The organism is Streptomyces sp. NPDC013455, from assembly GCF_040632975.1.
Taxonomy (GTDB): domain Bacteria; phylum Actinomycetota; class Actinomycetes; order Streptomycetales; family Streptomycetaceae; genus Streptomyces.
Genome location: NZ_JBEYCX010000022.1, coordinates 52,436 through 76,733, shown reverse-complemented (window position 1 = coordinate 76,733; position 24,298 = coordinate 52,436). Strand labels below are relative to the sequence as shown.

Here is a 24,298-nt window from a genome sequence, read left to right as displayed (position 1 = left end):
GTGAGCGAGGCACTCGCCGCCGTCGAGACCGCCGGGACGGGCACCACCGTCCCGGCGGTCTCGGGGGCACGTCAGTTCTGGCGGCGGCTGCGGGCGCAGCGCGCCGCCCTGGTCGCCGCGGCCGTCGTCGCGCTGCTCGTCCTGGTCGCGCTCGCCGCACCCCTGCTCACGGCCCTGGAGGGCCAGGACCCCACCAGCTACCACCCCACGTCGATCGACTCCGCGCGCGGAGGCGTGCCCATCGGCTCCTTCGGCGGCATCGGCGCCGAGCACTGGCTGGGTGTCGAACCGCAGACCGGACGCGACATGTTCGCCCGGCTGGTCTACGGAGCGCGGGTCTCACTGGGCGTGTCCCTGGGCGCCACGCTGATCCAGATCCTCGTCGGCGTCGCCATGGGCGTCGCCGCCGGACTGGGCAACCGCTGGGTCGACCTGGTCCTGAGCCGCGTCACCGACATCTTCCTCTCGATGCCGCTGATGATCATGGCGCTGGCGCTGCTGGCCGTCGTGCCGAACGGCTTCCCGCGGCCCGTCCTCGTCGCGCTGATCATCTCCCTCGTCTCCGGGTGGAGCACGGTGGCCAAGATGGTGCGCGCGCAGACCCTCGCCCTGAAGAACCTCGATTACGTCTCCGCCTCCCGGCTCAGCGGCTGGAGCCCCTGGCGGACCGCCGTGCGCGAGCTGCTGCCGGGGCTGGCCGCGCCGGTCATCACCTACGCGGCGCTGCTCGTCCCGTCGAACATCAGCGCCGAGGCGGCCCTGTCCTTCCTCGGCGTCGGCGTCAAGCCGCCCACCCCCTCGTGGGGGCAGATGCTGACCTCCGCCGACGTCTGGTACCAGGCGGCCCCGCAGTACCTGCTGCTGCCGGCCCTTGCCCTGTTCGTGACCGTGTTCGCGATGACCGTCCTCGGCGACGGCGTCCGCGTGGCCCTCGACCCGCGCGCGGCCTCGCGCCTGCGCGTCGGCACCGGCCGCAAGCGCGGGTCCCGCGCCGTGGCCGCCGACCCGGGGAAGGCGGCCCCGGACGCCGTACCGGGCCCCGCCCCGGCCCCCTCCGCGAAGGCCGCCGCACCGAAGAAGGAGGAGCGCGCGTGAACGGCTTCGCCGGCTTCGTGCTGCGCCGGATCATCGGCGCCGTGATCACCCTGTTCGTACTCTCGGTGATCATCTACGTCGTCTTCTACGTCACCCCCGGCAACGTCGCCCAGATCACCTGCGGCCCGCGCTGCTCCCCGGCCCAGGTCCAGCAGGTGGCCCAGCAACTCCACCTCGACGACCCGCTGTACGTGCGCTACTGGCACTTCCTCCAGGGGCTCGTCGCCGGCCAGGACTTCTCGACCGGCACCGCCGTCGAGCACTGCCCGGCACCCTGCCTGGGCCAGTCGTACCAGACCGGCCGGCAGGTCACCGACATCATCCTGACCAAGCTGCCGGTCAGCTTCTCCCTGGTGTTCGGCGCGATGGTGATCTGGCTGCTGCTCGGCATCGGCACCGGCGTGCTCTCCGCCTGGCGGCGCGGCCGCCTCTCCGAGCGCGTCCTGACCGCGATCACCCTGGCGGGGACGGCCACCCCCGTCTTCGTCATCGGACTGATCCTGATGATCGTCGTCTGCGGCGAGCTCCAGCTGCTGCCCTTCCCGCAGTACGTGCACTTCACCGACGATCCCGAACAGTGGGCGTGGAACCTGCTGCTGCCCTGGCTCTCCCTCGCCCTGATCGAGGCGGCCGGCTTCGCCCGGCTGACCCGGGCGGCGATGCTGGAGACCCTGGCCGAGGACCACATCCGTACGTTCCGCGCCTACGGCGTCGGCGAACGGGCGGTGATCACCCGGCACGCGCTGCGCGGCGCGACGGCGTCCGTCATCGCGCTCAACGCGGTCACCTTCGGCTCCGCCCTCGGCGGCGCCGTCCTCACCGAGACCCTCTTCGGGCTGCCGGGCATGGGCCAGGAACTGGTGCACGCGGTGAAGGCCGTCGACCTGCCGGTGGTCGTGGGCATGGTCCTGGTCACCGGGTTCTTCGTGATTCTCGCCAACGCTGTCGCGGACGTGCTGTACGCGGTGGCCGACCGACGGGTGGTGCTCGTATGAGCCGGGAGCGAACGGCGGACCGGAGCCTGGTGCAAGTGACGGACCTGACCGTCGAGTTCGGCTCCCTGCGGGCCGTCGACGGGCTCTCCTTCAGCCTGGCCGAGGGCGCCGCCCTCGCCCTGGTCGGCGAGTCCGGCTCGGGCAAGTCCACGGTCGCGAGCGCCCTGCTCGGCCTGCACCGGGACACCGGGGCGCGGGTCGGCGGCTCGGTCCGGGTGGCCGGCACCGACGTGCGGACGGCCTCCGACGAGGAACTGCGCCGGCTGCGCGGCGCCAAGGCGGCCATGGTGTTCCAGGACCCGCTGTCCTCGCTCGACCCGTACTACGCGATCGGCGACCAGATCGCGGAGGTGTACCGCGTCCACGCGCGCGTGCCGCGCCGCGCCGCACGCGCGCGTGCCGTCGAGGTGCTGGACCGCGTCGGCATCCCGGACGCGGCACGCCGGTCCCGGTCCCGCCCGCACGAGTTCAGCGGCGGCATGCGCCAGCGCGCGCTCATCGCCATGGCCCTCGCGTGCGAGCCGGACCTGCTGATCGCCGACGAGCCGACCACCGCCCTGGACGTCACCGTCCAGGCCCAGATCCTCGACCTGCTGCACACGCTGCGCGAGGAGACCGGCATGGGTCTGCTGCTCGTCACCCACGACGTGGGCGTGGCCGCCGAGAGCGTCGACGACATCCTCGTCATGCGGCACGGCAGGGCCGTCGAGCGCGGCCCGGTCGGCTCGGTCCTCGCCGCGCCCGCCGAGGCGTACACCCGCGAGCTGCTCGACGCCGTCCCGCGCCTGGACGCCCGCCGCACCGGCTCCCCGGCCACCGACGAGGTCGTGCTGGAGGCCACCGGTGTGCGGCGCGAGTTCGGGCGCGGCAAGCGGGCGGTCGCGGCCGTGGACGACGTCTCGGTGACCGTGCGGCGCGGGGAGACCCTCGGCGTGGTGGGCGAGAGCGGCAGCGGCAAGACCACGCTCGGCCGCATGCTCGTGGGGCTGCTGGAACCGACCGCCGGCGAGATCCGCCACGAGGGCCGCCCGCACACCGGAGTGAACCCGGCCGTCCAGATGGTCTTCCAGGACCCCGTCTCCTCCCTCAACCCGCGCCGCAGCGTGGGCGAGTCCATCGCCGACCCGCTCCGCGCGCGCGGGGAGCGCGACGAGGCACGCATCCGGGGGCGGGTGACGGAACTGCTGGAGCGCGTGGGGCTCGACGGGGCGCACTACGACCGCTACCCGCACGAGTTCAGCGGCGGGCAGCGCCAGCGCATCGGCATCGCGCGGGCGCTCGCCGCCGAGCCGCGCGCCATCGTCTGCGACGAGCCGGTCTCCGCGCTGGACGTCACCACGCAGGCCCAGGTGGTCGCCCTGCTCGGCGAACTCCAGCGGGAACTGGGCCTCGCGCTGGTCTTCATCGCGCACGACCTCGCCGTCGTCCGCCAGGTCAGCGACCGGGTCGCGGTGATGCGGCGCGGCCGGCTCGTCGACTACGGGCCCGCCGACGAGGTGTACGACAACCCCCGCGACCCGTACACCGAGCAGCTCCTGGCCGCCGTACCCGCGCTCGACCCGGAGCTCGCGGCCCGGCGCCGCGCCGCCCGGCGCGAACCGGCGGCGGCGTAGCGCCGGCGTGGCGTCCGGGGTGGACGGGCGGCGGGGTGGCGCCCGGCGCCGGCCGTGCGCCCGCGTTGTGAAACGTTTCGGGCTCGCGTGGCGGAACGTTTCGGACTCGGGTGGCGGAACGTTCCGGGCTCGTATGATCACTCTCTGATCCCCTAGCGTGACGGAACGCCACCCGCACCCGAAAGTCACGGGCGTTCACCCCTTCCGGTGGTGCGACGGACAACCGTCCGTCGCACCACCGCCATGTGCGCTTACCTTCGTCCCGCTGCGAGCCGCCGGGAGTACGGCGGCTCCCCAAGCGGGAGATCGGGGGTGCACACGTGCGCATAGGACTGCTCACCGAGGGTGGCTATCCGTATGTGGGCGGTGACGCCGGGCTCTGGTGCGACCGGCTCGTGCGCGGGCTCGGGCAGCACGAGTTCGACGTCTACGCGCTCAGCCGCGGCCGGCACCAGGAGCAGCAGGGCCTCGTCCCGGTCCCGCCGCAGGTCGGCAGGGTGCGTACGGCACCGCTGTGGACGGCCGTGGACGACGGGGTCGCCTACGGCCGGCGCGCGCGCCGGCGCTTCGCGGAGTGCTACGGGGAGCTGGTGTCGGCGTGTGTGGACGGCGATGCGCCCGCGTTCTCGCCCGCGCGCCCGTCGGCGCGCTCGTCGGCGTCCGTACCGTCCTCCGTCCCCGCCTCCTCGTCCGCACCCGCGTCGGGGGTGGCGTCCGAGGATCTGGCGGACCGTTTCGGCAGTGCGCTCTACGGCCTCGCCGAACTCGCCCGCGAGGAGGGCGGACTGGTCGGCGCCCTGCGCTCCGACGCCGCCGTACGCGCCCTGGAACACGCCTGCCGCGCGCCCGGAGCGCTGCGCACGGCGCGCGAGGCGCGCGTACCCGAGCTGCTCGCCGTCGCCGCGCACCTCGAACGCGCCCTGCTCCCCCTCTCCCTCGACTGGTACGGCGACGACGCCCTGGGCGCGGCCGACCTCTGCCACGCCACCGCCGGCGGCCCCGCCGCCCTCTGCGGGCTGCTCGCCCGGCACTTCTCCGACGTACCGCTGCTCGTCACCGAGTACGGCGTCCACCTGCGCTCGCACTACCTGGCGCTCGGCCCCGAGGCCGCCGCCCCCGCCGTACGCGCGCTGCTCGCCGCCTTCCACGGCAGGCTCGCCGCCGAGGTCTACCGGAAGGCGGAGATCCTCACCCCGGGCAACGCTCACGCGCGCCGCTGGCAGGAACGGTGCGGCGCCGACCGCGCCCGGATCCGCACGGTGTACCCGGGCATGGCGGCCGACCGTTTCAGCGAGGTCGGCGAGTCCCCGGACGCGGGCGACCCGCACACCCTGGTCTGGGTCGGACGCGTCGAGCCCGCCAAGGACCTGGTGTCGCTGCTGCACGCCTTCGCCGAGGTCCGCAAGGAGGAGCCCAAGGCCCGCCTGCGCGTCGTCGGCGCACCCGGCGGCCCCGAAGGCGCGGCCTACCTCGGCCACTGCCGCGCGCTCGCCGCACAGCTCTTCCCGGACGAGGCCGAGGGTGCGCACGAGGTCGGCGACAACCCCGTCTCCTTCGAGGAGATCGGCGCCCCGGAAGTGCCGGCACTCCCCGACGCGTACGCCGCCGGCGCGGTCGTCGTCCTCTCCAGCGTCGTGGAGGGCTTCCCGGTCGGGCTCGTCGAGGCCATGTTCTGCGGCCGGGCCACCGTCTCCACCGACGTCGGAGCGGTCGTGGAGGTCATCGGCGGTACGGGGCTGGTCGTGCCTCCGCGCAACCCCAGGGCGCTCGCGGAGGCGTGCGTGGCGCTGCTGCGCGACCCCGAGCGCCGTGAGCGCCTCGGTGCCGCGGCGCGCGCCCGGGCGCTCGAACTGTTCACCGTCGAGCGCAACGCGGCGGCATTCGACGGCATTTACCTGGAGATCGTCTCGCGCTGTCCGGTGCGCCGGGTCGTCCTGGACGAGTCCGGCGAGCCCTTGCCGTTCGCCGTCCCCGCCGAGTCCCGGGTTCCCGGCCGTTTGACCGGCCCCACGGCCCGCGTCCTGCCCCGGACCGTCCCCGCCTGGGCCACCAGCCCCCCGGTCCGCGCGACCCCGCTCGCGGCGGCGGAGGGGACACGGTGAGCGACGTGGACAGCCGGGACGGCATCAGCGGCTTGGACAGCCGGGACGGCCGGGACGGCCTGGACGCCCCGAACGGCTCGGTCGGCTTGAGCGGCCTGGACAGCCTGAACGGCTCGGTCGGCTTGAGCGGCCTGGACAGCCTGAACGGCTCAGTCGGCCTGAGCAGCCTGAGCGGCCTGGACGGCCGGGACGGCATCAGCGGCCTGGACGGCCAGGACGGCTCCGGAGACGGGGACGGGGACGGTGTCCGGGGCGCCGGAGGGCCGACAGGAGTCGACCGTCCCGGGATGCCCAGCGGCGCCGGCCCGTGGGACGCGCGGTCGGGGGAGTGGTGGGCGGGCGAACCGTCGGCCGCCTCCACACAACTGCCGCCGCCGTGCTGCCCGGCTCCGCCGGCCACATCGGGGGACCTGCCTCCAGCGTCCCTCCCCGCGCCGTCGGCCGCCTTCGCCGAGCTGCCTCCCGCCGTCCATCCCGATCCGTCGGTCCCTTCCCCGGAACGGCCGGCCGCGTACCCCTCCGCGCGGTCGGCCGCGTACCCCTCCGCGCGGTCGGCCGCGTACCCCTCCGCGCGGTCGGCCGCCTCCGCCGGAGTGCCGCCCCTGGGTCCGCACCCAGCATCGGCCGCCCCCACCAGGGACGCCCCCGCACGCACCCCCGTCCGGCCCGGCCCCGGTGCCCGAGCGGCCGCGAAGCCGGCTGTGCCCGGCACTCGCCGAGGGGCCGGTGACCCGGTGAAAGCCCTGTTGCACCGGCACCGTGCGCTGTGTGAGCGGGCCGTGGACCCGTTGGAGATCGCGGCGGGGCTGGAGGCGCACGGGGTGACCGACCGGACCGCCGCCCGCTTCCGGCACCGGGACGTGTTCTCACTCGCCGAGGAGCTGTACGCGCGCGTGCCGCGCGACGCCGGGCCCCGTCCAGGTCCCGCGACCCCGCCGCTGCCGCGGATCCGTGCCGGCTGGGTCCTGCTCACCCTCCTGCCCGGGATGCTCGGCGCGATCACGGTGACCGGACTGCGCGTCACGCACGGACACCCGCGCCTGCTGGTCGCCGTCGGCGGCCTCCTCGCCGTCGCCCTCGCCACGCGCGCGGCACTGCGCCACGGCCCGCTCGCCGGCCCGCCCGGTGGCAACTCCACCGCGGGGGCGCGCAGCCAGGCCACCTCGACGCGCGCGGGGACGCTCCGGCGGCTCGCCCACGCCCTCGCCCTCTTCGTCCTCGCCCTTCTCGCCTACGCCCTCCTCGGCGACGGCCTCCTGCGAGCGGTCGTGGCGGGTGGACCGAAGGCCCCGCCCACCGGCGCTCCGGACGGCCCCTGGCCCACGGCCACCGCACCCGCCCTGGCCCTCCTGCTGGCCTGTGCCCCCGCGGCCTGGTGCGCTCACCTCCTCGCCGTCGGCGCCCGTCGCAGGCTCGTCGGCAGCCGGGGCCTGGACGACTTCACGGCCGCCGTGAAACCGCTCCTGCTGGGCGTGTTCACCCTGTTCCTGGGGGCCCTCGGCGCGCTGCTCGCGTTGTGCGGCACCGTCCTGCACGAGCCCGCCGGCCACGGGCAGGCCCTCACGCTGGGCGCCCTGCTGCTGCTCGCGCGCCTGCTCACCGCGCACCGCCACCGGCGGGCCCCCGCCCTCGCGCTGGGCGCCGCGGCGGCCGCGGAAGTCGTGGCGCTCGCGCTGCCCGTGGCCGGCCGGCTGCCCGGCTGCGCCTTCCTGGCGGTGCCCGTCGAGTCCCTCGTCGGCGCCTGGGGCGAGGCCGCCGTACCGACCCTCGCCTGCGGCACCGCGGCCCTGGCCCTGCTGTGGCACGCCGGCCGCACCCTCACCCGGGCCTCGGCCCACGCACCCGTGCGAACACCCGAGTGAACCCGTCGCCCACCGGCTGGCCGACCGCCGGAGGCAATCGCACCACCCCGCTGAAGGAGAACACCAGATGACCACCTCCCGATCCGGAGCCCGCGGTACCGGAACCGCCGGAACCGCCGGTACCGCCGGCGCGCACACCCCGGGAGGCACCCGATGAGGGTCCTGCTGATCGGAGCCAACGGATTCATCGGCCGTTTCGTCGCCGACCGGCTGCTCGCCGACCCGGCCGTACAGCTCACCGCGCTCGGCCGCGGCGACGACGCCGACGTCCGCTTCGACCTCGCCACCGGCAGCCCGGGCGCGCTCACCCGCTTCCTCGACGCGGTCCACCCCGGGGTCGTCGTCAACTGCGCCGGCGCCACCCGCGGCGGGGCCCGGGAACTCACCCGGCACAACACCGTCGCCGTGGCCACCGTGTGCGAGGCGCTGCGCCGCAGCGGCTGCGGTGCCCGTCTGGTGCAGGTCGGGTGCGGTTCCGAGTACGGCCCCAGCCAGCCCGGCTCCTCCACGGCCGAGGACGCCGTACCCCGCCCGGGCGGCCCCTACGGCGTCAGCAAACTCGCCGCGACCGAACTGGTCCTCGGCTCCGGCCTGGACGCCGTCGTCCTGCGCGTCTTCTCGCCTGCCGGCCCCGGCACCCCGGCCGGCTCCCCGCTCGGCCGGCTCGCCGAGGCCATGCGCCGCGCCATGCAGTCCGGCGACGGCGAACTCAAGCTCGGCGGTCTCGGCGTCCAGCGTGACTTCATCGACGTACGCGACGTCGCGCGGGCCGTGCACGCCGCCTCGCTCTCCGCCGCACAGGGCGTGATCAACATCGGGTCGGGCCGTGCCGTGCGGCTCAGGGACGCCGCCGCGGTCCTCGCACGCGTGGCAGGGTACGGCGGAGCCCTGCACGAACTCGACACCCCGCCCGGGCCGCTGCGCAGCGCCATCGGCCACCCCCGCGCCGAAGCCGACCATGCCGCCCCGGTCGCCTACCCGTACCCGGACGGGTGCGGCAGCTGGCAGCAGGCCGACGTGCGCACCGCCCGCGACCGGCTCGGCTGGAGACCCCGCATCAACCTCGAAGAGTCCCTGGCCGACATCTGGATGGAGGCGGCATGCCGCATCTGACCGGCACCACTGCGGGCACCACCGGCATCACCGCGGGCACCACCGGCATCACCGCGGGCACCATTGGCAGCACCGTGGGTGCCACCGGCACCACGGCGGGTGCCACCGGCGCCGGCGTCCGCACCGCCTTAGGCATCCCCGGATACGCCCACCCGCTCGTCGCCCCGGCCCAGTGGGCCGAACTCGCCCGCCCCGGCACGCCGCTGGACTGGGTGGCCCTGGACGTCGCCGCGGGCCCCGGGAGCCGCCCCGACCCGCACTGCCTGGAGGCCGTGGCCCGGCTGCGGCCCGCGGGCGTCCGCGTCCTCGGCCACCTGGACCTGACCTACGGCGCCCGGCCCTTCGCCGACCTGCTCTCCGACGCCCACCGCCACCTCGACTGGTACCGGGTCGACGGCTTCCTGCTGGACCGCTGCCCGACCGAGCGCACCGCGCTCGGCGAGGTGCGCCGCGCGATCACCACCCTGCGGGCGATCAGTGACAGCGCCCACATCGTCCTCGGCCACGGCCGCCACCCGCACCCCGGCTACGCCGAGGACGCCGACCAGTTGGTGACCTTCTCCGGTTCCTGGTCCGACTACCGCTGGTCGCAGGCGGCCGAGTGGACCGCCGACCATCCGGCCGACCGGTTCTGCCACTTCGTGCACAGCGTGCCCCGCGGGCACCTGGACGAGGCACTGCGGATCGCCCGCTGGCAGGGAGCGGCGACGGTCTACTTCACGGACCGCACCGACGGGGGCGGGCGCGCCGACCCCTGGGAGACGATGCCCGGCTACTGGGACGACATCGTCTCGCGTATCGGAACAGGTGTCTCGGAATGAAAAAGGCCGTGGCAGTGTTACGGGAAGAACAACCGTACTGTTTGACCGACCAACGGAGTCCCCGTGTCGCTGCCACCCCTGGTCGAGCCGGCTTCTGAGCTCACCGTAGACGAGGTCCGCAGGTACTCCCGCCACCTGATCATCCCCGACGTGGGCATGGACGGGCAGAAGCGGCTGAAGAACGCCAAGGTGCTCTGTGTGGGCGCCGGCGGCCTGGGCTCGCCGGCGCTGATGTACCTGGCCGCCGCGGGCGTGGGCACCCTCGGCATCGTGGAGTTCGACGAGGTCGACGAGTCGAACCTGCAGCGCCAGATCATCCACAGCCAGTCCGACATCGGCCGCTCCAAGGCCGCGTCGGCCCGCGACAGCGTGCTCGGCATCAACCCGTACGTGAACGTGATCCTTCACGAGGAGCGGCTGGAAGCCGACAACGTGATGGACATCTTCAGCCAGTACGACCTGATCGTCGACGGCACGGACAACTTCGCGACCCGCTACCTGGTCAACGACGCGTGCGTGCTGCTGAACAAGCCGTACGTGTGGGGCTCGATCTACCGCTTCGACGGCCAGGCGTCCGTCTTCTGGTCCGAGCACGGCCCCTGCTACCGCTGCCTCTACCCGGAGCCCCCGCCCCCCGGCATGGTCCCCTCCTGCGCCGAGGGCGGCGTGCTCGGCGTGCTGTGCGCGTCCATCGGCTCCATCCAGGTCACCGAGGCCATCAAGGTCCTCACCGGCACCGGTGAGCCGCTGGTCGGCCGCCTGATGATCTACGACGCCCTGGAGATGCAGTACCGCCAGGTCAAGGTCCGCAAGGACCCCGGCTGCGCGGTCTGCGGCGAGAACCCGACCGTCACCGAGCTCATCGACTACGAGGCCTTCTGCGGCGTCGTGTCCGAGGAGGCCCAGGAGGCGGCCGCCGGCTCCACGATCACTCCGAAGCAGCTCAAGGAGTGGATCGACGACGGCGAGAACATCGAGATCATCGACGTCCGCGAGATCAACGAGTACGAGATCGTCTCGATCCCCGGCGCCAAGCTGATCCCGAAGAACGAGTTCCTGATGGGCACCGCCCTGGAGAGCCTGCCCCAGGACAAGAAGATCGTCTTGCACTGCAAGACGGGTGTCCGCAGTGCGGAAGTCCTCGCGGTCCTGAAGTCCGCGGGCTTCGCCGACGCGGTCCACGTCGGCGGCGGCGTCATCGGCTGGGTCAACCAGATCGAACCCCACAAGCCGGTCTACTGACCACGGCTCTCGCCCACCAGCGAGGCTGACGAAGCCCACGGCTCTGACCAGCTCGGACGCCGTGGGCTTCTGCCGTTGCCGGTCGGCGTCGGCTCACCTTGGACGGCCCAGGGACGGCCCGAGGCAGCACCGCTTCGCAGATGTCATCGGGACAGCTCCGGGACGGGGCAGACCTCCAGCGGCTCGCCTGGCTGGTCGGTCCAGCCCCACCAGACATGCTGATCGGGACACCGCCACAGCGTCCGGCAGCCCCGGCGGCCGTCGCCCTCCCGCTTGGAGAGGACGAAGCCACCGGACTGCATGGACTGGCTGCACTCGGGACATGCAGGGGGCTCGTCGGTCATGGGAAGCACCGTAACGAGGTGACCGCTTCGTCCCGAAGTAACTTGGGTGGCCGCTCTGCCTAGGGCCGGCTCGCCTGCCACCTGCACTGATAGTCCGCAGGCGTCCGCGCTTGTCCGCCGTTGTTCGTCGCGGTTGTCACGCAGCTACACACTCACCGTTCCCCTACGATTCAGCCCTTCGAGTAGTCCCTGTGGTCGCGGACGGACTCGTAGGCGGCTTGGTCCATTCGGTGGCACCAAGGTGCGTGTTCTCCGGGGAAGCGGATCCTGGAAGCGCCTTCCCAGCTCGCAGTTTCAACGTGGGCAAGGCGTCGGGAGCGCACGATCTCAAGAGCTGGCATGAGGTCTGTGTCGCGGCTCGCGATGATCACGGCATCGACTTGGTGTGTCATTGCTTCTGTGATCACGTCGCAGGCCAACTGCACGTCGATGCCCTTTTCACGCGCAGGAAGATCAGGCCAGTCATGGGGATAGCGCAGCGGTCTGCGACAGACGACTGCCCCCGCACGCTCCCAGGCAGCTGCCTGCCGGTCGTTCGCCGCAGCGGCATCAGGCTCGTTGCGTGGGTCAGGGCGGCCCCTATAGACGCGGACACTCAAGAGGCGTGAAGGCCTCTTCCGCATGGAGACCACTGTCCGTGCGAACGCGCACGGATCGATGTGCCCCTCTTTCGTGGGCGATCCCCATGGAAGAAAGGCCTCACGCGCCGAAAGGTGGACGTTCTGGTAGTCGAGGAAGACTGCGACGCGCTCAAGCGGTGGGGCAGGCAGCGGGCCCCTTGGCGCTGGCGTAGGAGACTCCTCCACTGCAACCTCCCCCGAGATAAAAAAGCCCCGCCAATCCCGAAGGAGGGCGGGGAGCAATGGATCTAAGGTACATCGCTGGCTCAGCTCTAGCAACGCGTTCGACATCTAGATCGCCCATGCCTCAGCCAGTAGGGTCCAGACAAGGGCCGCCCCATCTTGCCTGATCGCCACCTCCGGGAACCCGACAGAATGGATCTCCGGGGTGGGGTTTCCTGCGGGCACCCTAGGCTCGCCTGTCACCATCGGTTGCCGTCGGCCGACCTTGGACGCCTCGCGTGGCCTAGGGACGGCCCACGGACGATCATGGCCATCGGATCGAGGGCCGACCTCGACGCGGCCGGCACCCCAGTAGTGCGCCCCCTTCGTGACTCGTGCCACCCCTTGCGCATCAGCATCACCACGGGGACCCTTGCTCTTCCATGTAGTCAACACATACGGGCGTGGGGGGACCATGGCTACCCGTCTGGGGACCGTTGCCTTCTTTGAAATTGTGCGCGCCAAAGACTCACTGAATGCGCGAATGCAAGAAACGGACTGGCAGATATTTCTTGAGAACCTAGAGAGAACCCCTGCCGCCGATCGAATCACGACGCACCGAAGTGACAGCTTTATCGGTCAAGCGGTCAGGGCGGAAGGCCGTCTCCACCTGTTAGTGGGCAGGATCGGCACCAGCGAACTTCAAACGGTTGACCTCGATCACGGGCACATTGAGGACATTCGCCTTGAAGGTAACAAGGGTACGATTGATACCACAACCGTCTCATTTTTGGAGTACGGTAACATCATTGGCGTCCTTCAAGGAAAGCCGGGATCGCCTAGGGCGGCCGCGATTCAACGTTGGCTCAATTCCTGTCAAATCGCGAACGATGAGATCGCATTGTGGCCTGTCATAGCGAACAATGTTTGGGAAAAGCTAGAAAGGGCGGAAGCCGTACACAGCTTTGAGTTCAGCTATCGCCCCAGTCCAGCTATCGCCCCGCCGGAAGGCGAAGGCCTAGCCAGCTTCGTTCGGTTGGGTGACTCTAGATACCCTGATCACCGAATCACCCTCAAGCTCGAAGTTCCGAAAAGGGGAGGACCTGGTCCAGTGGCCAGGCTTCGCGGGCAACGGAGACTGCAGAGTGACATTCAGTCGCTTATGTCAGAGCTGGGCTACTTGGAAGGCCCTACAGGGGTGGATAGGGCGCAAGCGCAGGTGACCCTTCCTGGCGAGGAAGGCGAGGCGGTTGATGAGCCCTTGGACTTCATCAAGCACCACATCACGGCGAAGTGCAGGGTGGAGGTCAGCCCTGCGGACGGGCGCCCCCGCTACGAGGCGAGTGTGGCCGCAATCATGCAGGTAGCACAAGACAAGCGGCATGACCTCAAGGCCGCTGTCGGTGCCGGCCAGTAGAGTCGGTCACCTCCACGTTGGGGGGTGATTCCGTGCCGAATGTCATGTCTGCGTTGCGTCGGCTGAAGGACGCATGGAGCGAGGTACCTAGCCTCGATTGGGCCCTGGCAATTATTGTTGCGGGCGGTCACTTTGGTATCGCCCATTGGGTCTCATGGCCCGGAGTAGTAGACGGATTAACATCCGATCGGCGAAAGGATTTATACACGACTGCCGCCTCGGTGTCTGCTCTCGTTGGTGGTTTCGGAACTGCCGCGATAGCGCAATACGCGAGTTCCCACGGTAGAGACATGCGTGAGTTGCGCAGGCGCTTCGGTAGCAGCCTAAGGAAGAACTGGTCCAGCATCCTCACTGGTATGCTCATTGTCTCGGCCGGATGCCTCTTGCTGCTGCTCATCGATCGATCAAAATCTGCTGGATGCACTGGATGGATCACGGAATTTATACTGACCCTAGGTGTGGCCAGGTCGATCAGACTCATTTGGCTTTTCAACATGCTGATCGGTGTTTCAGACCGAGATGCCCTCCAGCCTGAAAGGTCACCCCCCTTGCAGTTCCGAAATAGGGAGCCTTAGCATCTCTCGCGGTGCCCGAGAGGTCGGCGGAGCGGCTTTGGGGTGGCGCTGCTTTGGCGCGAGTGATCATGGCCCCGTAAGCTTGCGGCGCGTCGGGCAGTCTGTGGACCTGCCCGGTAAAGCACGACGTTGGGGCCATGATCTTCGAGGCTCGCGCCAAAGTGGCTCCGTAAAGCCGTGGAGCCGACCGCCCCAGCCATGACGTAACCCTTCTCTGGGATCAGGCGACTGATTGCCATGAGCGCGGCACGGGCGCCGGCCGGGCTGGAGCGGGGCGGAGACAGGAGCGCAGGCCCGGCCGGGGGCCGGGCCGCGCGCGGCGAGCGGAGCGAGCCGCCTTGAACCAGTAGAGAAAGTTGTAACTCAGTCTGTCGCAACGGGCTTGTCCGGTCCCGGTAGATGCTTGACACTTCGGTTCCAGCTGATGGTTGACAGTGGCCGTGATCGGCTTTTCTGGTGCGCGTCGTTGCGGCGTGTGGCAGGAGGCCGGGATTGGCGCTGGTGGAGTTGTCGGTTGTCGAGCAGAGATACCGGGCTGTCCTGGCCGTACTGGCAGGTGCGACGGTGACGGAGGTCGCCGCTCAGCTCGGGGTGTCGCGGCAGACGGTCAGCGGCTGGAAGTCCCGGTATCAGGCCTCCGGCCTACGGCTCTCGCCCACCAGCGGGACTGACGAAGCCCACGGCTCTGACTCTGGTCGGATGCCGTGGGCTTCTGTCGTTGCTGGGCGGCCTTGGCCGGCCTGCGGCCGGCCCGGCTGTGGCCGGGCGGCGCTACACCGCTACGTGCTGTCGGCGGCGCATGTTCGTCGATCGGGGTGCGGACCCACCCGTGCCTCCGGTCGGCGGCCGGTGTCGCGGTCGCCGTCCTGCGGGGCCGAACTGCCTACGGTCGTGCCGTGGGCGTGGCCGGGGCGGGCTCGTATGTGTCCTCGAAGGGGGAGTCGTCGTCCTGCCCGAAGTCGGGGGTCTGGAAGGGGTTCGTCGTGGGAGACGGTGATGCCGCGGCGGAGCAGCGGGGTCGTCCGTCCACGGGGGAGGAGAACAGCGGCTTCAGTTCGATGAGGGAACTCTCTTTCACTACAGGCCTCTGCAGTGGGCCTGGTGTGCCGTGACCGGGCACAGCGGTTCTACAGCTTGGTCATCTTGGCGTAGGGGGCCAGGATCCGCTTCTGCGTGGAGCCGAAGTCGACGAGCGCCGCGATTCCGTCTTCGATGCCGATCACCCGGCCGAGGCCGTACACGTCATGCGTGACCTGGTCGCCGACGGCGAAGTGCTTGGGAGCCGGTGTGACCGGGGCCTTGAAGGGGCTGGTAGGCAGATGACGCTTCGGTGCAGCAGGCTTTGTCATGGCTCAGTATGAGCCCACGCGTCCCCCGCTCGCTGTGGCCATCGGCACAGATCAGGACCGGCAGAGCGGCGTCGACGCCCGTGACCTGGGCTTTCGTGTCCCGGGCGAGGCGAAAAATCGACTGTGGGATGCCAGCCGGGCTTGACTGTCTCCCGGTCCTCGCGCGGGCCGTTCACGCCGGTGCGAAGACGAACAGTCCCGCCTCCGTGCCGACGTAGCCGTAACCGGTGGCCGGGTCGACGGACGGGATGTTCTCCTCGGGCAGGTTCTTCGCCAGCACCTTCTTCGTCCGGGTGTCCACCGCGATGCCCGTGTCGGTGGCGCTCTCGTCGTCCGTCACCCCGTACAGCACCGACCCGTCGGCCGTGAAGCGGACCGGGTCGAGGGCGTGTTCGCCGTCCTGCTGTTCCCACAGCCGCTTGCCGTCGGAGGTCCGCCACACGGACGTGCCGGGGAAGTCCTCGAACTGGACCACGTCCCGGGCGGCGAGGTCGCCGGAGGGCGCGAGGAGCACCTCGGCCGCGCCCTCGTAGGAGGTGAGGAGCGCGCCGCTCTTCAGGTCGTACAGGGCGTGGATCCAGTTGCCGGAGGAGAGGGAGGAGGCGGCCTTCCATCCGACGAGGACCTTGCCGTCGGCGATCCGCAGGACGCGGACCGACTCGCTCTCGGGGTGGCCCTCGTCGTCCAGTGCGACGCCCTCGGGGATCTTCGCGTCGGCGGTGCTCCACACCTGCTCGCCGGTGGCGAGTTCGTGGAGCGTGATCTGCTCGGGATCGCTCTGGAAGTCGCTGGCGTTCAGGAAGCCCGGGTAGTAGCCGCCGCTGATCAGCGGGGCGTGGGCCGACGAGGCGTCCGCCGTGCCGTTCTCGGCGTCGTAGGTGCACCGGGCGGCGGTGCCGGTGCAGGTGACCGTGCGGGACGGGCCGCCGTCGACGGGTGTGAGACGCAGCGTGTCGTCGGTCTTCTCGACGCGGTAGCCGTCCAGCAGGGTGCCCCGCTCGTACGAGGGGACCATGGCGAGCTGGCCGCCGTCGGCGCCGTACAGGGTGGCCGTGGTGGTGGTCCTCGCCTCGGTCAGGCCGTCCGACGCACTGGTCGTGGAGGAGGTCACGGCCACGGCGGGGGCGCCGTCGTGCCAGGTGACCGCCTCGACCGTCTCGGCCCGCACCTTCAGCGCCTTGCGGACGGCACCCGTCTTGACGTCGCGGAACTCCAGTGTGAGCGGCGCGGCCTCCTCGGAGGAGTACAGCGTGCCCTCGGTCAGCCCGCCCGTGCTCGCGTAGTCACCCCGCCCGTCCTTCGCCAGCAGCAGGGTGGAACCGAGGTCGAGCACGCCGGGTGCCGAGGTGCCCTCGGCGGGCAGGCTCCAGGCGGGCCGGGCGGCGAAGCCGGGCAGCGCGGGCCCTCGGTAGGCAGGGCCCTTCACGGCGCCCCCGGCGGCCGCGGCGGGTGCCGACGCGGTACCCCCGTCGGCCGTCCCGTCTCCGCCACCGCATCCGGTCAGCAGCGCCAGCGAAAGCGACAGTCCGACGACCGCGCCGCGCGCCCGCGGCCGTATCCCGATCGAGCGGTTCACCGATCACACTCCCCCGTGTTCATGACATGACTGGCGGTGATCCTAGCGGAATGATGATCTTGAGTTGGTGTGCGGCGGGCACGGGAGAGGTGAGCGGGTGCGGTGCGCGGGAGGGCGGGGTGGTGACTCCGGCGGCCGGAGCCCGCGGGTTCACCGAAGGGCCCGCAAGGGCCGTGCGAGCGGCGGAGCGGTGGAAGGCCGCGGCTGCGGGATACCGGCGCCGTGGGCCGGCCGACGCGGTTTCTCAACCGCCGCAGACTGTGCCGTCCCTCGGCACCGTCCCCTTCAGCAGGTAGGCGTCCACGGTCGAGTCGACGCAGTCGCTCCCGCTGCCGTAGGCGCCGTGTCCCTCGCCCTTCCACGTGAGTGTCACGCCCACGCCCCGGCCCAGCTCGCCGGCCATCCTGCGGGCGCCCTCGTACGGGGTCGCCGGGTCGCCGGTGTTGCCCACCAGCAGGATCGGGGCCGCACCCGGGGCGCCGACCTCAGGGGTGTCGTACTGGCCCGGCACCGGCCAGTCGTGGCACCAGCCCGCCGTGTCCCAGCCGAGGAAGGCCCCGAACACCGGCGATATCCGCTCGAACTCCGCCAGCCGCCGTTTGGTCTCGGCGAGCGTCGGACGCTGCTTGTCGTCCAGGCACGATATGACCCGCTGGGAGTGCGCCATCGTGCCGTAGTGACCCGAGGCGTCCCGGTCGTTGTACTCGTCGGCGAGTGCAAGCAGCTGCGAACCGTCGCCCTGCTCCGCCGACTTCAGCGCGCCGGTCAGCCTCGGCCAGCTCGACTCGCTGTACAGCGGCAGGATGATCCCGGTGAGCGCGAGGGTCTGGGTCAGCTTCCGCCCGGACGACGTCGGCAGCGGCTCGGCGTCGAGCCGCCCGAGCAGGCCGGCTATCTTCCGGGAGCCCTTGACGGGGTCCTGGCCGGTGGACTCGAGGTAGTCGTCCAGGGCCCGCTGGAAGCCGCGGGCCTGGTTCTCGGCGTGGCCCACCGTGTCCGCGGTCGGGTCGACCACCGCGTCGAGCACCATCCGGCCCACGTGCTCGGGGAACAGGTGGGCGTAGACACCGCCGAGTTCGGTGCCGTAGGAGATGCCGAAGTAGTGCAGCTCGTCGTCGCCGAGGACCTGGCGCATCAGGTCCAGGTCGCGGGCGGTGTCGGTGGTGGAGACGTGGGCCAGCAGCGGGCCGGTGGCCTTCTGGCAGCCCTTGCCGAAGTCGGCGGCGTCCTGGAAGAACGCCTTCTCCTCGGCCGGGGTGTCCGGTGTGGCGTCCACGGCCGCGGCGGCCTCGGTCTCCCGGTCGCCGCGGCAGCGGACGCCCTCGCTGGCGCCGACCCCGCGGGGGTCCCAGCTCACCAGGTCGTAACGCTCGTGGAGTGCGGAGGCGGAGGACTCGAAGTACGGCATCGTCGACACGCCCGAGCCGCCGGGGCCGCCGAAGTTGAACAGCAGCGAGCCGATGCGGTCGCCGCCGGTCGCCCGCGAGCGGATGAGACCGAGCCCGATCGTCCTGCCCTCCGGCCGGGACCAGTCCAGCGGCACCTTGAGCGTCGCGCACCGCCATGCGTCGCTCGGCGCCGTGGTGTTCCCGGTGGACGTGCAGCGGTGCCAGTCGAGGCGCTGGGAGGTGAGCGAGGACGGCGGTTTCGCGGACGGCGCAGGTGCGCTGCCCGCGGCCGACGGGGAAGCCGCGTCCGCTCCCTTGCCCTCGCCGCCGCCGTCCCCGTCGGACGAGCCGCCGCAGCCGGCCAGCAGCAGCCCCGCCGCCACCGCGGCCGTCCACCGCAGAAGTCGCTTCATGCCCACCCCCCTGACAGGCCCGCCGCACCGTGCGTCGCCGGGCTTCCAGGCCATGGTAGGCGCCCGGGGCCCACGTCGTGACAGCCTGTGGATAACCCTCTGACCTGCTGTTTCGTGCCCTTGTCTGGCGGGGGTCAGGAGCAGACGGTGCCGGCCTTCGGCACCTTTCCGTCCAGCAGGTAACCGTTCACGGCGCTCTGCACGCACGTGTTCTTGCTGTCGTAGGCGCCGTGCCCCTGGCCCTTGTACGTCAGCTCCACGGCCACCCCCTTGCCGAGCGCGTCCGCCATCTTCCTCGCGCCCTCGTACGGCGTGGCCGGGTCGCCGGTGTTGCCGACGACGAGGATGGGCGCCGACCCCGGCGCGCTGACGTCGGGGTGGTCGGCGGCGCCCGGTACCGCCCAGTCGGTGCAGCCGACCATGCCCCAGGCCAGGTAGTCCCCGAACAGCGGGGAGGCGCGGCGGAACTCGGGCAGCTTCCGCTGGACGTAGTCGGCCGTGTATCGGGGCTTCTCGTCGGAGCAGTTGATGGCGATGTTCGCCGCGGTGAGGTTGCTGTACTCGCCGTTGTCGCTGCGGCCGTTCATCGAGTCGGACAGCAGCATGAGGATTTTGCCGTCGCCGTCGTACGCCTCCTTGAGGCCCTCGGTGAGGTACTCCCAGAAGTCCTTCGAGTACAGGGACTGCGCGATGCCGTTGGTGGCGGCCGTCTGCGTCAGCCGGCGCGGGAAGATACCGGGGATCGGCTTCTTCTCCAGGTCGGCGAGGAGGTCGGCGATGCGGTCCTTCACCTCCTGCTCGGTGTCGCCGACGGGGCACTCCGTCGTCTTCGACGTGCAGTCCTGCGCGAAGCTGTCGAGGGCGCGCTGGAAGCCCCTCGCCTGGCCCAGCGCGCTCTGCTCGGGGGTCTGCGTGGGGTCCACGACGGCGTCCAGGACGGCCCGGCCGACGTGCCTGGGGAACAGGTGGGCGTAGACGCCGCCGAGTTCGGTGCCGTAGGAGATGCCGAAGTAGTGCAGCTTGGCGTCGCCGAGGACCTGGCGCATCAGCTCCATGTCGCGGGCCGCGTCCGTGGTGCGCACGTGCGGCAGGATCTTCTCGGAGTTGCGCTCGCAGGCCGCGTTGAACCGGCGGGTGCGCTGGAGGAGCTGGGCGCGCTCGGCGCCGTCCTCCGGGGTCGCGTCCTGCTGGAAGTACACGTCCAGCTGGGCGTCGCTCTCGCACGTCACCGGCGCGCTGCGGCCCACGCCGCGCGGGTCGAAGCTGACCAGGTCGTAGCGGGTGCGCAGGGCGGCGTAGTCCGCGCCGAACGCGGGCAGGGTGGTGACGCCGCTGCCGCCCGGCCCGCCGAAGTTGAACACGAGCGAGCCGATCCGCTTGTCCGCCGGGCCGCCGGCCTTGGCGCGGATCAGGGCGATGCCGATGGTCTCCCCCTTCGGCTCGCCCCAGTCCAGCGGCGCCTTCATGGTGGCGCACTGCCACTCGGTGCCGTTCGGCAGCGGGGACGGAGGGCTGCCGCCGCCCTCCGCCGCGGACGGGGCGGGGCAGTCCTGCCAGTCCAGCTTCTGCCGCGTGAGGTCCCCGTCCTCGGCGCCGTCGCCGCCGCAGCCGGCCAGTACGGCGGAGAGCAGCACGGCGGTGGTCGTCAGCGCGGCGGCGCGCAGCCGGAACGGGTTCGCCATACCCCCATGGTGGGGGTGCGCACGCCGGGGCGCGCGGGGCGCGGGCCGGACGAGGTAACAGCACCCGGCGCGATGCGGGCCCGTGGGAGCACACCCTGTGAGATGCGCACCCTGGGAGATGGGCCCCGGCCAGACGCTACAGGGCTCCCTTGCGGGTGAGGTGGTTGAAGGCCAGCCAGCCCGGCAGCACCGGCAGCCACAGGGTCAGCAGCCGGAACAGCAGGACGGCCGGGGCGGCGACCTCCTTGGGCAGGCCGAAGGCGATCAGACCGAGCGTGAGGCTCGCCTCCACGGCGCCGACGCCGCCCGGGGTGGGCGCGGCGGAACCGAGCGCGTTGCCGGCGAGGAAGACGACGGCGACGCTGGCGATGCTCAGCGAGGTGGTGCCGTCGCCGAAGGCCCGCACGGAGGCGTCCAGGCACATCACGAAGCAGGCGGTGAGCAGGAGCATGCCGCCGATGCCGGTGATGAGCTTCTGCGGCCGCTGGAGCACGTCGAGCATGCGCGGCACCACTCCGGCGAACAGCGACCTCACGCGCGTGATGACGAATTTCCGCAGGAACGGCACGGACGTCACCACGAGGACGAGGACCGCCACGGTCAGCAGGCCCGCGATGACCGTGCGGGACGGCGACAGCGACGGCGTCTTCTCGGTACCGGTCAGATAGCCGAAGGACAGCAGCATCAGGATGTGGCAGCCGAGCCCGAACAGCTGCGACGCGCCGACACTCGCCACCGCGAGCCCCGGGCGCACGCCGGTGCGCTGGAGGAAGCGCGTGTTGAGGGCCACACCACCGACCGCGGCCGGCGCCACGATCTTCACGAACGACCCGGCGACCTGCGCCGCCACCGTCCTCGGGAACGGCACCCGCTCCGGCACGAAACCCAGCAGCGACATGGCGGCGGCCACGTAGCTGAGCGCGGAGAACAGCACCGCGGCGATCACCCAGCCCCACTGGGCCTGCGCGAACAGCGTGCCGAACTCGATGTGGGTGAGCTGCGTCAGGAGGTAGTACGCGCCGATCGCACCGGCGATGAAGCTGATCAGCGTCCGCGGCCGCACCCGCTCCAGGCGGGCCGGCTCCACGGGCGCCTGCGGCCTGATCCGCAGCACCTCGTGCCGGATCTGGGTGAGCAGGTCCTCTTCCCGGGCCTCTTCGAGGGCTTCGTCGATGGCCCGCCGCTCGGCGCGCTGCTCGGCGCGGACCGTCTTCTTGTCGGGCTTGGCCTGGTCGGGCCCGGCCGCCTCGCCCGTCTCCTCCAGCCGGGCCAGCTTGGCCTGCCGGGAGGCTTCGAGCACCGCCTCGCGTTCCCGCTGGGCCCGCTCCCGGGCCAGCCGCCGCAGCGTCGCGCGCGTGGAGCGCGTCAGCGCGATCGGCTGGAGCATCGGCAGGCAGTCGGCGACCGCGTCCGGGCCCAGCACGCCGACCGCCGAGGCCACCGCCCGCTCGGCGCCGACCCGGAGGCCGAGTGTGGTGAGCAGCTGTGCGACGTCCATCCGCAGCAGCAGTTCACCGGCGGCGATCTCGCCGCCGCGCAGCTCGGTGAGGATCACCTTGCCGGAACGATCCACCAATAGGGCGTCACCGGCCAGCCTGCGGTGCGCGATGCGCCGCGACTGCAACGCCTTCACCTGGTGCCAGGTGTGGCGCAGCAGATCGTCGGTGATCTCCTCGTCGGCCAGCGCGTCCAGTCTGCGCCCGCCGGTGTGCTCGTAGACGAGCATGACCGCGTCGGGGCCGAGTTCGGAGGTGGCGATCAGCTTGGGGGCGTTGGCGCCCGCCGCGATCGCCGCGTACGCCAGCAGCGCCTCCTGTTCCAGCGCCTGGCGCAGCGACTGGAGGCTGGAGCGGGTGGCGAAGCCGCGCAGGGTCAGATTGCGCCACGCGCGGTAGAAGAAGCCCTGCGCCTGCTGTTCCCGGTCGACGACCGTGACGTCCAGCGGCGGGCCGTTGTCCAGGGTGACGAAGTAGCGCCGGCCCCGGTCGCCGCTCTCCGTCTCCACGGTCTCCTCGCGGGCCGCGCTGACCGGCTGGAAGCCGACGTGCCTGAGGCCCGCCATCAGGGTCTGGCCGGTGGGGCGGACGTTGGGCGAGCCGACCGCGTAGAGGGTGCCGTAGGCGATGGTCCAGCCGATCAGCACCGTCAGGATGATCGAGAAGGGGGTCGTGTAGCCGGTGACGAGCATCGAGAACGCGTCGAGCAGCAGCACGATCCACAGCACCGCGCGCCACCGGGGCCGCCGGGACATCCCGACGGCGGTCATATAGGCGATGACCGGTGCCAGATAGCCGTGCACCGGGTCGGTCAGGGCGTGGACGTCCCCCGGCGAGGGCTGGGTCAGCGCCTCCTGGATCGAGTCCGGGGCGGCCCGTGCGACCCACAGGTCGGTGGCGAGGGTCACTCCGTGGGCCAGGACGGCCGCCAGGACGCCGTCGGCGATCCGCAGTCCGTCCCGTTTGATCAGCCGCTCGATCGCGAAGGCGACCGGTACCAGCAGGATCGCGATGCTGGACGCCAGCCCCGCGATCTTGATCAGCAGGTCCGGGGCCTGGCCGGTGCCCTTGTTGATGTCCTGTTCGAGGCCGGAGGTGGTGCCGTGCGCGAACGCGGCGATCGCCAGCAGTACGGCGATGGCGAGCACGCCCACCAGGAGCCGCATGAGGTCGGAGGGGCGGTGCACGCGCGCGGGGAGCAGGGGTTCGTCGCCCTCCACCCGCTCGGCGTGGGGGTCGTCCTCGGCGCACGCGGGGCGGTCCGCCGACGCGTCCGCCGCGCCGGGCGCCGGCTCGGCGGCACCGGCACTGGGACCAGCATCAGCATCAGTACCCGGACCGGCACCGGAGTGCGGTGCGCTGTCGTCCTTCTCGTGCGCACCGGTACCGCCGTTCCGCCCGCGGGCACGGGTGTCGTCCTGGTGCGTGTCGCCGTCGCCGCCGCCCGCGCGGGCGGTGTCGGGGCGCGCCGAGGCGTCAGGGGTGCCCGCCGCTCCTTCGGGGTGCACGCCCTGCTCCTTCGTCGTCTCTTCTTTGTCTCGTATCACCAGTCACCGCCCGCATGATGGTGGCATGACCCGCCGGCGCACACGGGCATCAGGGTGCGGATGCGCGGGCGCACAGTCTGCCCCAAGGACCGCCGGGGGGCGAGAGGACCGTGGCTCACGGTCCCGGCCGGGATGTCCGAGGGGTGCGGCAGGATGGGGTGAATGAGCCAGCACAGCCCTCCCGAAGACGCCCGTGAGGAGTACGCGGACGCGCTGCCCGAGTACGCCGAGCGGGTCCTCGAGGTCGCCGAGCGGATACCGCCGGGCCGGGTGATGACGTACGGCGATGTCGCCGAGTGGCTGGAAGAGGGCGGGCCGCGCCAGGTCGGCCGGGTGATGGCCCTCTACGGCGGCGCCGTCCCGTGGTGGCGCGTCGTACGCGCCGACGGTGTGCTGCTGCCCGGACACGAGCTGCGGGCGCTGGCCCACTACCGCGCCGAGGGCACGCCGCTGAAGCAGGCGGGCAGGAGCGCCGAGGGCCACCTGCCGCGGCTCGACATGCGGCGGGCCCGGTGGGACGGCGCGGACGCGGAGGGTCACACCTGACAGCTTCCGCCATCCGGTGGCCCCGGGGCGCGCCTGTGGTCCGAACGGGTGACGTGGGGGACACCCGCGGGATGCCGTACGTTCGAGGGATGTGGGACGCGCGTGGCGCGAGCGCCGCGAGGGAAGAAGCGGAAGCTCTGCTTCCGCCCGGAGCGGCGGCGTAGCGTCGGCAGCACGTGTCCCGCTCACCCCGCGGTCACCGCCTCGCGCGCGTGACCGCCCGCCCACCAGCACAACCACCAGGACCGGCCGATCACGTGAGCTCCTCCTCGTCCACCAGGCCCCTGCCGCACCCTCCGGTGCGGCAGGGGAGTCGTGGCGCTTACCGACTGGTCCGTAC

Annotated in this window: 17 protein-coding genes and 1 pseudogene; 11 read left to right on the top strand and 7 right to left on the bottom strand. The window is 71.7% G+C overall.

Features of this window, described 5'->3' with window-relative positions; genetic code table 11:
• From ABZ576_RS28850 to moeZ, 8 genes are all read left to right on the top strand, one after another.
• Nucleotides 1–1,095 carry an ABC transporter permease gene (locus tag ABZ576_RS28850; RefSeq protein WP_360747023.1) on the top strand — a complete coding sequence of 365 codons (1,095 nt, stop codon included), beginning with the start codon at nucleotides 1–3 and terminating at the stop codon, nucleotides 1,093–1,095.
• A complete protein-coding gene (locus tag ABZ576_RS28845; RefSeq protein WP_360747020.1) occupies nucleotides 1,092–2,090 on the top strand; it encodes an ABC transporter permease in 999 nt (332 codons plus the stop codon). The genes ABZ576_RS28850 and ABZ576_RS28845 overlap by 4 nt, the downstream gene beginning before the upstream one ends.
• A complete protein-coding gene (locus ABZ576_RS28840; protein ID WP_360747018.1) occupies nucleotides 2,087–3,703 on the top strand; it encodes an ABC transporter ATP-binding protein in 1,617 nt (538 codons plus the stop codon). The genes ABZ576_RS28845 and ABZ576_RS28840 overlap by 4 nt, the downstream gene beginning before the upstream one ends.
• A 320-nt stretch (nucleotides 3,704–4,023) precedes the next feature.
• Nucleotides 4,024–5,805, top strand: coding sequence for a DUF3492 domain-containing protein (locus tag ABZ576_RS28835; RefSeq protein ID WP_360747016.1), 1,782 nt, complete (start codon nucleotides 4,024–4,026; stop codon nucleotides 5,803–5,805).
• Between the two features lie 593 nt (nucleotides 5,806–6,398).
• On the top strand, nucleotides 6,399–7,667 hold the full coding sequence (locus ABZ576_RS28830; protein WP_360747188.1) for a hypothetical protein: 1,269 nt from the start codon (nucleotides 6,399–6,401) through the stop codon (nucleotides 7,665–7,667).
• 153 nt (nucleotides 7,668–7,820) lie between these two features.
• Complete coding sequence (locus ABZ576_RS28825; protein ID WP_360747013.1) at nucleotides 7,821–8,780, top strand: NAD-dependent epimerase/dehydratase; 960 nt, start codon at nucleotides 7,821–7,823, stop codon at nucleotides 8,778–8,780.
• A complete protein-coding gene (locus ABZ576_RS28820; protein ID WP_360747011.1) occupies nucleotides 8,768–9,601 on the top strand; it encodes a spherulation-specific family 4 protein in 834 nt (277 codons plus the stop codon). Before ABZ576_RS28825 ends, ABZ576_RS28820 begins: the two co-directional genes overlap by 13 nt.
• A gap of 63 nt (nucleotides 9,602–9,664) precedes the next feature.
• On the top strand, nucleotides 9,665–10,843 hold the full coding sequence (gene moeZ / locus ABZ576_RS28815; protein ID WP_360747008.1) for an adenylyltransferase/sulfurtransferase MoeZ: 1,179 nt from the start codon (nucleotides 9,665–9,667) through the stop codon (nucleotides 10,841–10,843).
• A 143-nt stretch (nucleotides 10,844–10,986) separates the two neighbouring features.
• On the opposite strand, the gene ABZ576_RS28810 is transcribed toward moeZ, so the two are convergent.
• Together ABZ576_RS28810 and ABZ576_RS28805 are read right to left on the bottom strand one after the other, a co-directional pair.
• The gene (locus ABZ576_RS28810; RefSeq protein WP_360747006.1) at nucleotides 10,987–11,187 is read right to left on the bottom strand and encodes a dehydrogenase; all 201 of its coding nucleotides are present in this window, start codon (nucleotides 11,185–11,187) and stop codon (nucleotides 10,987–10,989) included.
• 170 nt (nucleotides 11,188–11,357) lie between these two features.
• Complete coding sequence (locus tag ABZ576_RS28805; RefSeq protein ID WP_360747003.1) at nucleotides 11,358–12,098, bottom strand: NYN domain-containing protein; 741 nt, start codon at nucleotides 12,096–12,098, stop codon at nucleotides 11,358–11,360.
• A 346-nt stretch (nucleotides 12,099–12,444) separates the two neighbouring features.
• Here ABZ576_RS28805 and ABZ576_RS28800 point away from each other — a divergent pair, with 346 nt between their 5' ends.
• Together ABZ576_RS28800 and ABZ576_RS28795 are read left to right on the top strand one after the other, a co-directional pair.
• Nucleotides 12,445–13,386 (top strand): hypothetical protein, encoded by a 942-nt coding sequence (locus ABZ576_RS28800; protein WP_360747000.1) that lies wholly within the window; start codon nucleotides 12,445–12,447, stop codon nucleotides 13,384–13,386.
• Between the two features lie 1,082 nt (nucleotides 13,387–14,468).
• Nucleotides 14,469–14,570 (top strand): annotated as a pseudogene (locus ABZ576_RS28795) (helix-turn-helix domain-containing protein); the annotation flags it as partial.
• 518 nt (nucleotides 14,571–15,088) lie between these two features.
• On the opposite strand, the gene ABZ576_RS28790 reads toward ABZ576_RS28795, so the two are convergent.
• From ABZ576_RS28790 to ABZ576_RS28770, 5 genes are all read right to left on the bottom strand, one after another.
• Nucleotides 15,089–15,310, bottom strand: a complete 222-nt coding sequence (locus ABZ576_RS28790) for a hypothetical protein (protein WP_360746997.1) — start codon at nucleotides 15,308–15,310, stop codon at nucleotides 15,089–15,091.
• A gap of 172 nt (nucleotides 15,311–15,482) precedes the next feature.
• Nucleotides 15,483–16,886, bottom strand: coding sequence for a hypothetical protein (locus ABZ576_RS28785; RefSeq protein ID WP_360746994.1), 1,404 nt, complete (start codon nucleotides 16,884–16,886; stop codon nucleotides 15,483–15,485).
• Nucleotides 16,887–17,130: 244 nt separating this feature from the next.
• Nucleotides 17,131–18,687 carry an alpha/beta hydrolase gene (locus ABZ576_RS28780; protein WP_360746991.1) on the bottom strand — a complete coding sequence of 519 codons (1,557 nt, stop codon included), beginning with the start codon at nucleotides 18,685–18,687 and terminating at the stop codon, nucleotides 17,131–17,133.
• Nucleotides 18,688–18,821: 134 nt separating this feature from the next.
• Nucleotides 18,822–20,369, bottom strand: a complete 1,548-nt coding sequence (locus ABZ576_RS28775) for an alpha/beta hydrolase (protein WP_360746989.1) — start codon at nucleotides 20,367–20,369, stop codon at nucleotides 18,822–18,824.
• Between the two features lie 136 nt (nucleotides 20,370–20,505).
• Nucleotides 20,506–23,373 carry a lysylphosphatidylglycerol synthase domain-containing protein gene (locus tag ABZ576_RS28770; protein WP_360746986.1) on the bottom strand — a complete coding sequence of 956 codons (2,868 nt, stop codon included), beginning with the start codon at nucleotides 23,371–23,373 and terminating at the stop codon, nucleotides 20,506–20,508.
• A 201-nt stretch (nucleotides 23,374–23,574) separates the two neighbouring features.
• On the opposite strand from ABZ576_RS28770, the gene ABZ576_RS28765 reads away from it, so the two are divergent.
• Nucleotides 23,575–23,958: an MGMT family protein gene (locus ABZ576_RS28765; RefSeq protein ID WP_360746983.1), complete on the top strand. Its 384-nt coding sequence runs from the start codon at nucleotides 23,575–23,577 to the stop codon at nucleotides 23,956–23,958.
• Nucleotides 23,959–24,298: the final 340 nt, after the last annotated feature.

Bases quoted from the DNA above. Each gene is read 5' to 3' on its own strand.
- ABZ576_RS28840 (WP_360747018.1), top strand. From the start codon at position 2,087: ATGAGCCGGGAGCGAACGGCGGACCGGAGCCTGGTGCAAGTGACGGAC.
- ABZ576_RS28825 (WP_360747013.1), top strand. From the start codon at position 7,821: ATGAGGGTCCTGCTGATCGGAGCCAACGGATTCATCGGCCGTTTCGTC.
- ABZ576_RS28820 (WP_360747011.1), top strand. From the start codon at position 8,768: ATGCCGCATCTGACCGGCACCACTGCGGGCACCACCGGCATCACCGCG.
- ABZ576_RS28810 (WP_360747006.1), bottom strand. From the start codon at position 11,187: ATGACCGACGAGCCCCCTGCATGTCCCGAGTGCAGCCAGTCCATGCAG.
- ABZ576_RS28805 (WP_360747003.1), bottom strand. From the start codon at position 12,098: ATGTCGAACGCGTTGCTAGAGCTGAGCCAGCGATGTACCTTAGATCCA.
- ABZ576_RS28800 (WP_360747000.1), top strand. From the start codon at position 12,445: ATGGCTACCCGTCTGGGGACCGTTGCCTTCTTTGAAATTGTGCGCGCC.
- ABZ576_RS28790 (WP_360746997.1), bottom strand. From the start codon at position 15,310: ATGACAAAGCCTGCTGCACCGAAGCGTCATCTGCCTACCAGCCCCTTC.
- ABZ576_RS28780 (WP_360746991.1), bottom strand. From the start codon at position 18,687: ATGAAGCGACTTCTGCGGTGGACGGCCGCGGTGGCGGCGGGGCTGCTG.
- ABZ576_RS28775 (WP_360746989.1), bottom strand. From the start codon at position 20,369: ATGGCGAACCCGTTCCGGCTGCGCGCCGCCGCGCTGACGACCACCGCC.
- ABZ576_RS28765 (WP_360746983.1), top strand. From the start codon at position 23,575: ATGAGCCAGCACAGCCCTCCCGAAGACGCCCGTGAGGAGTACGCGGAC.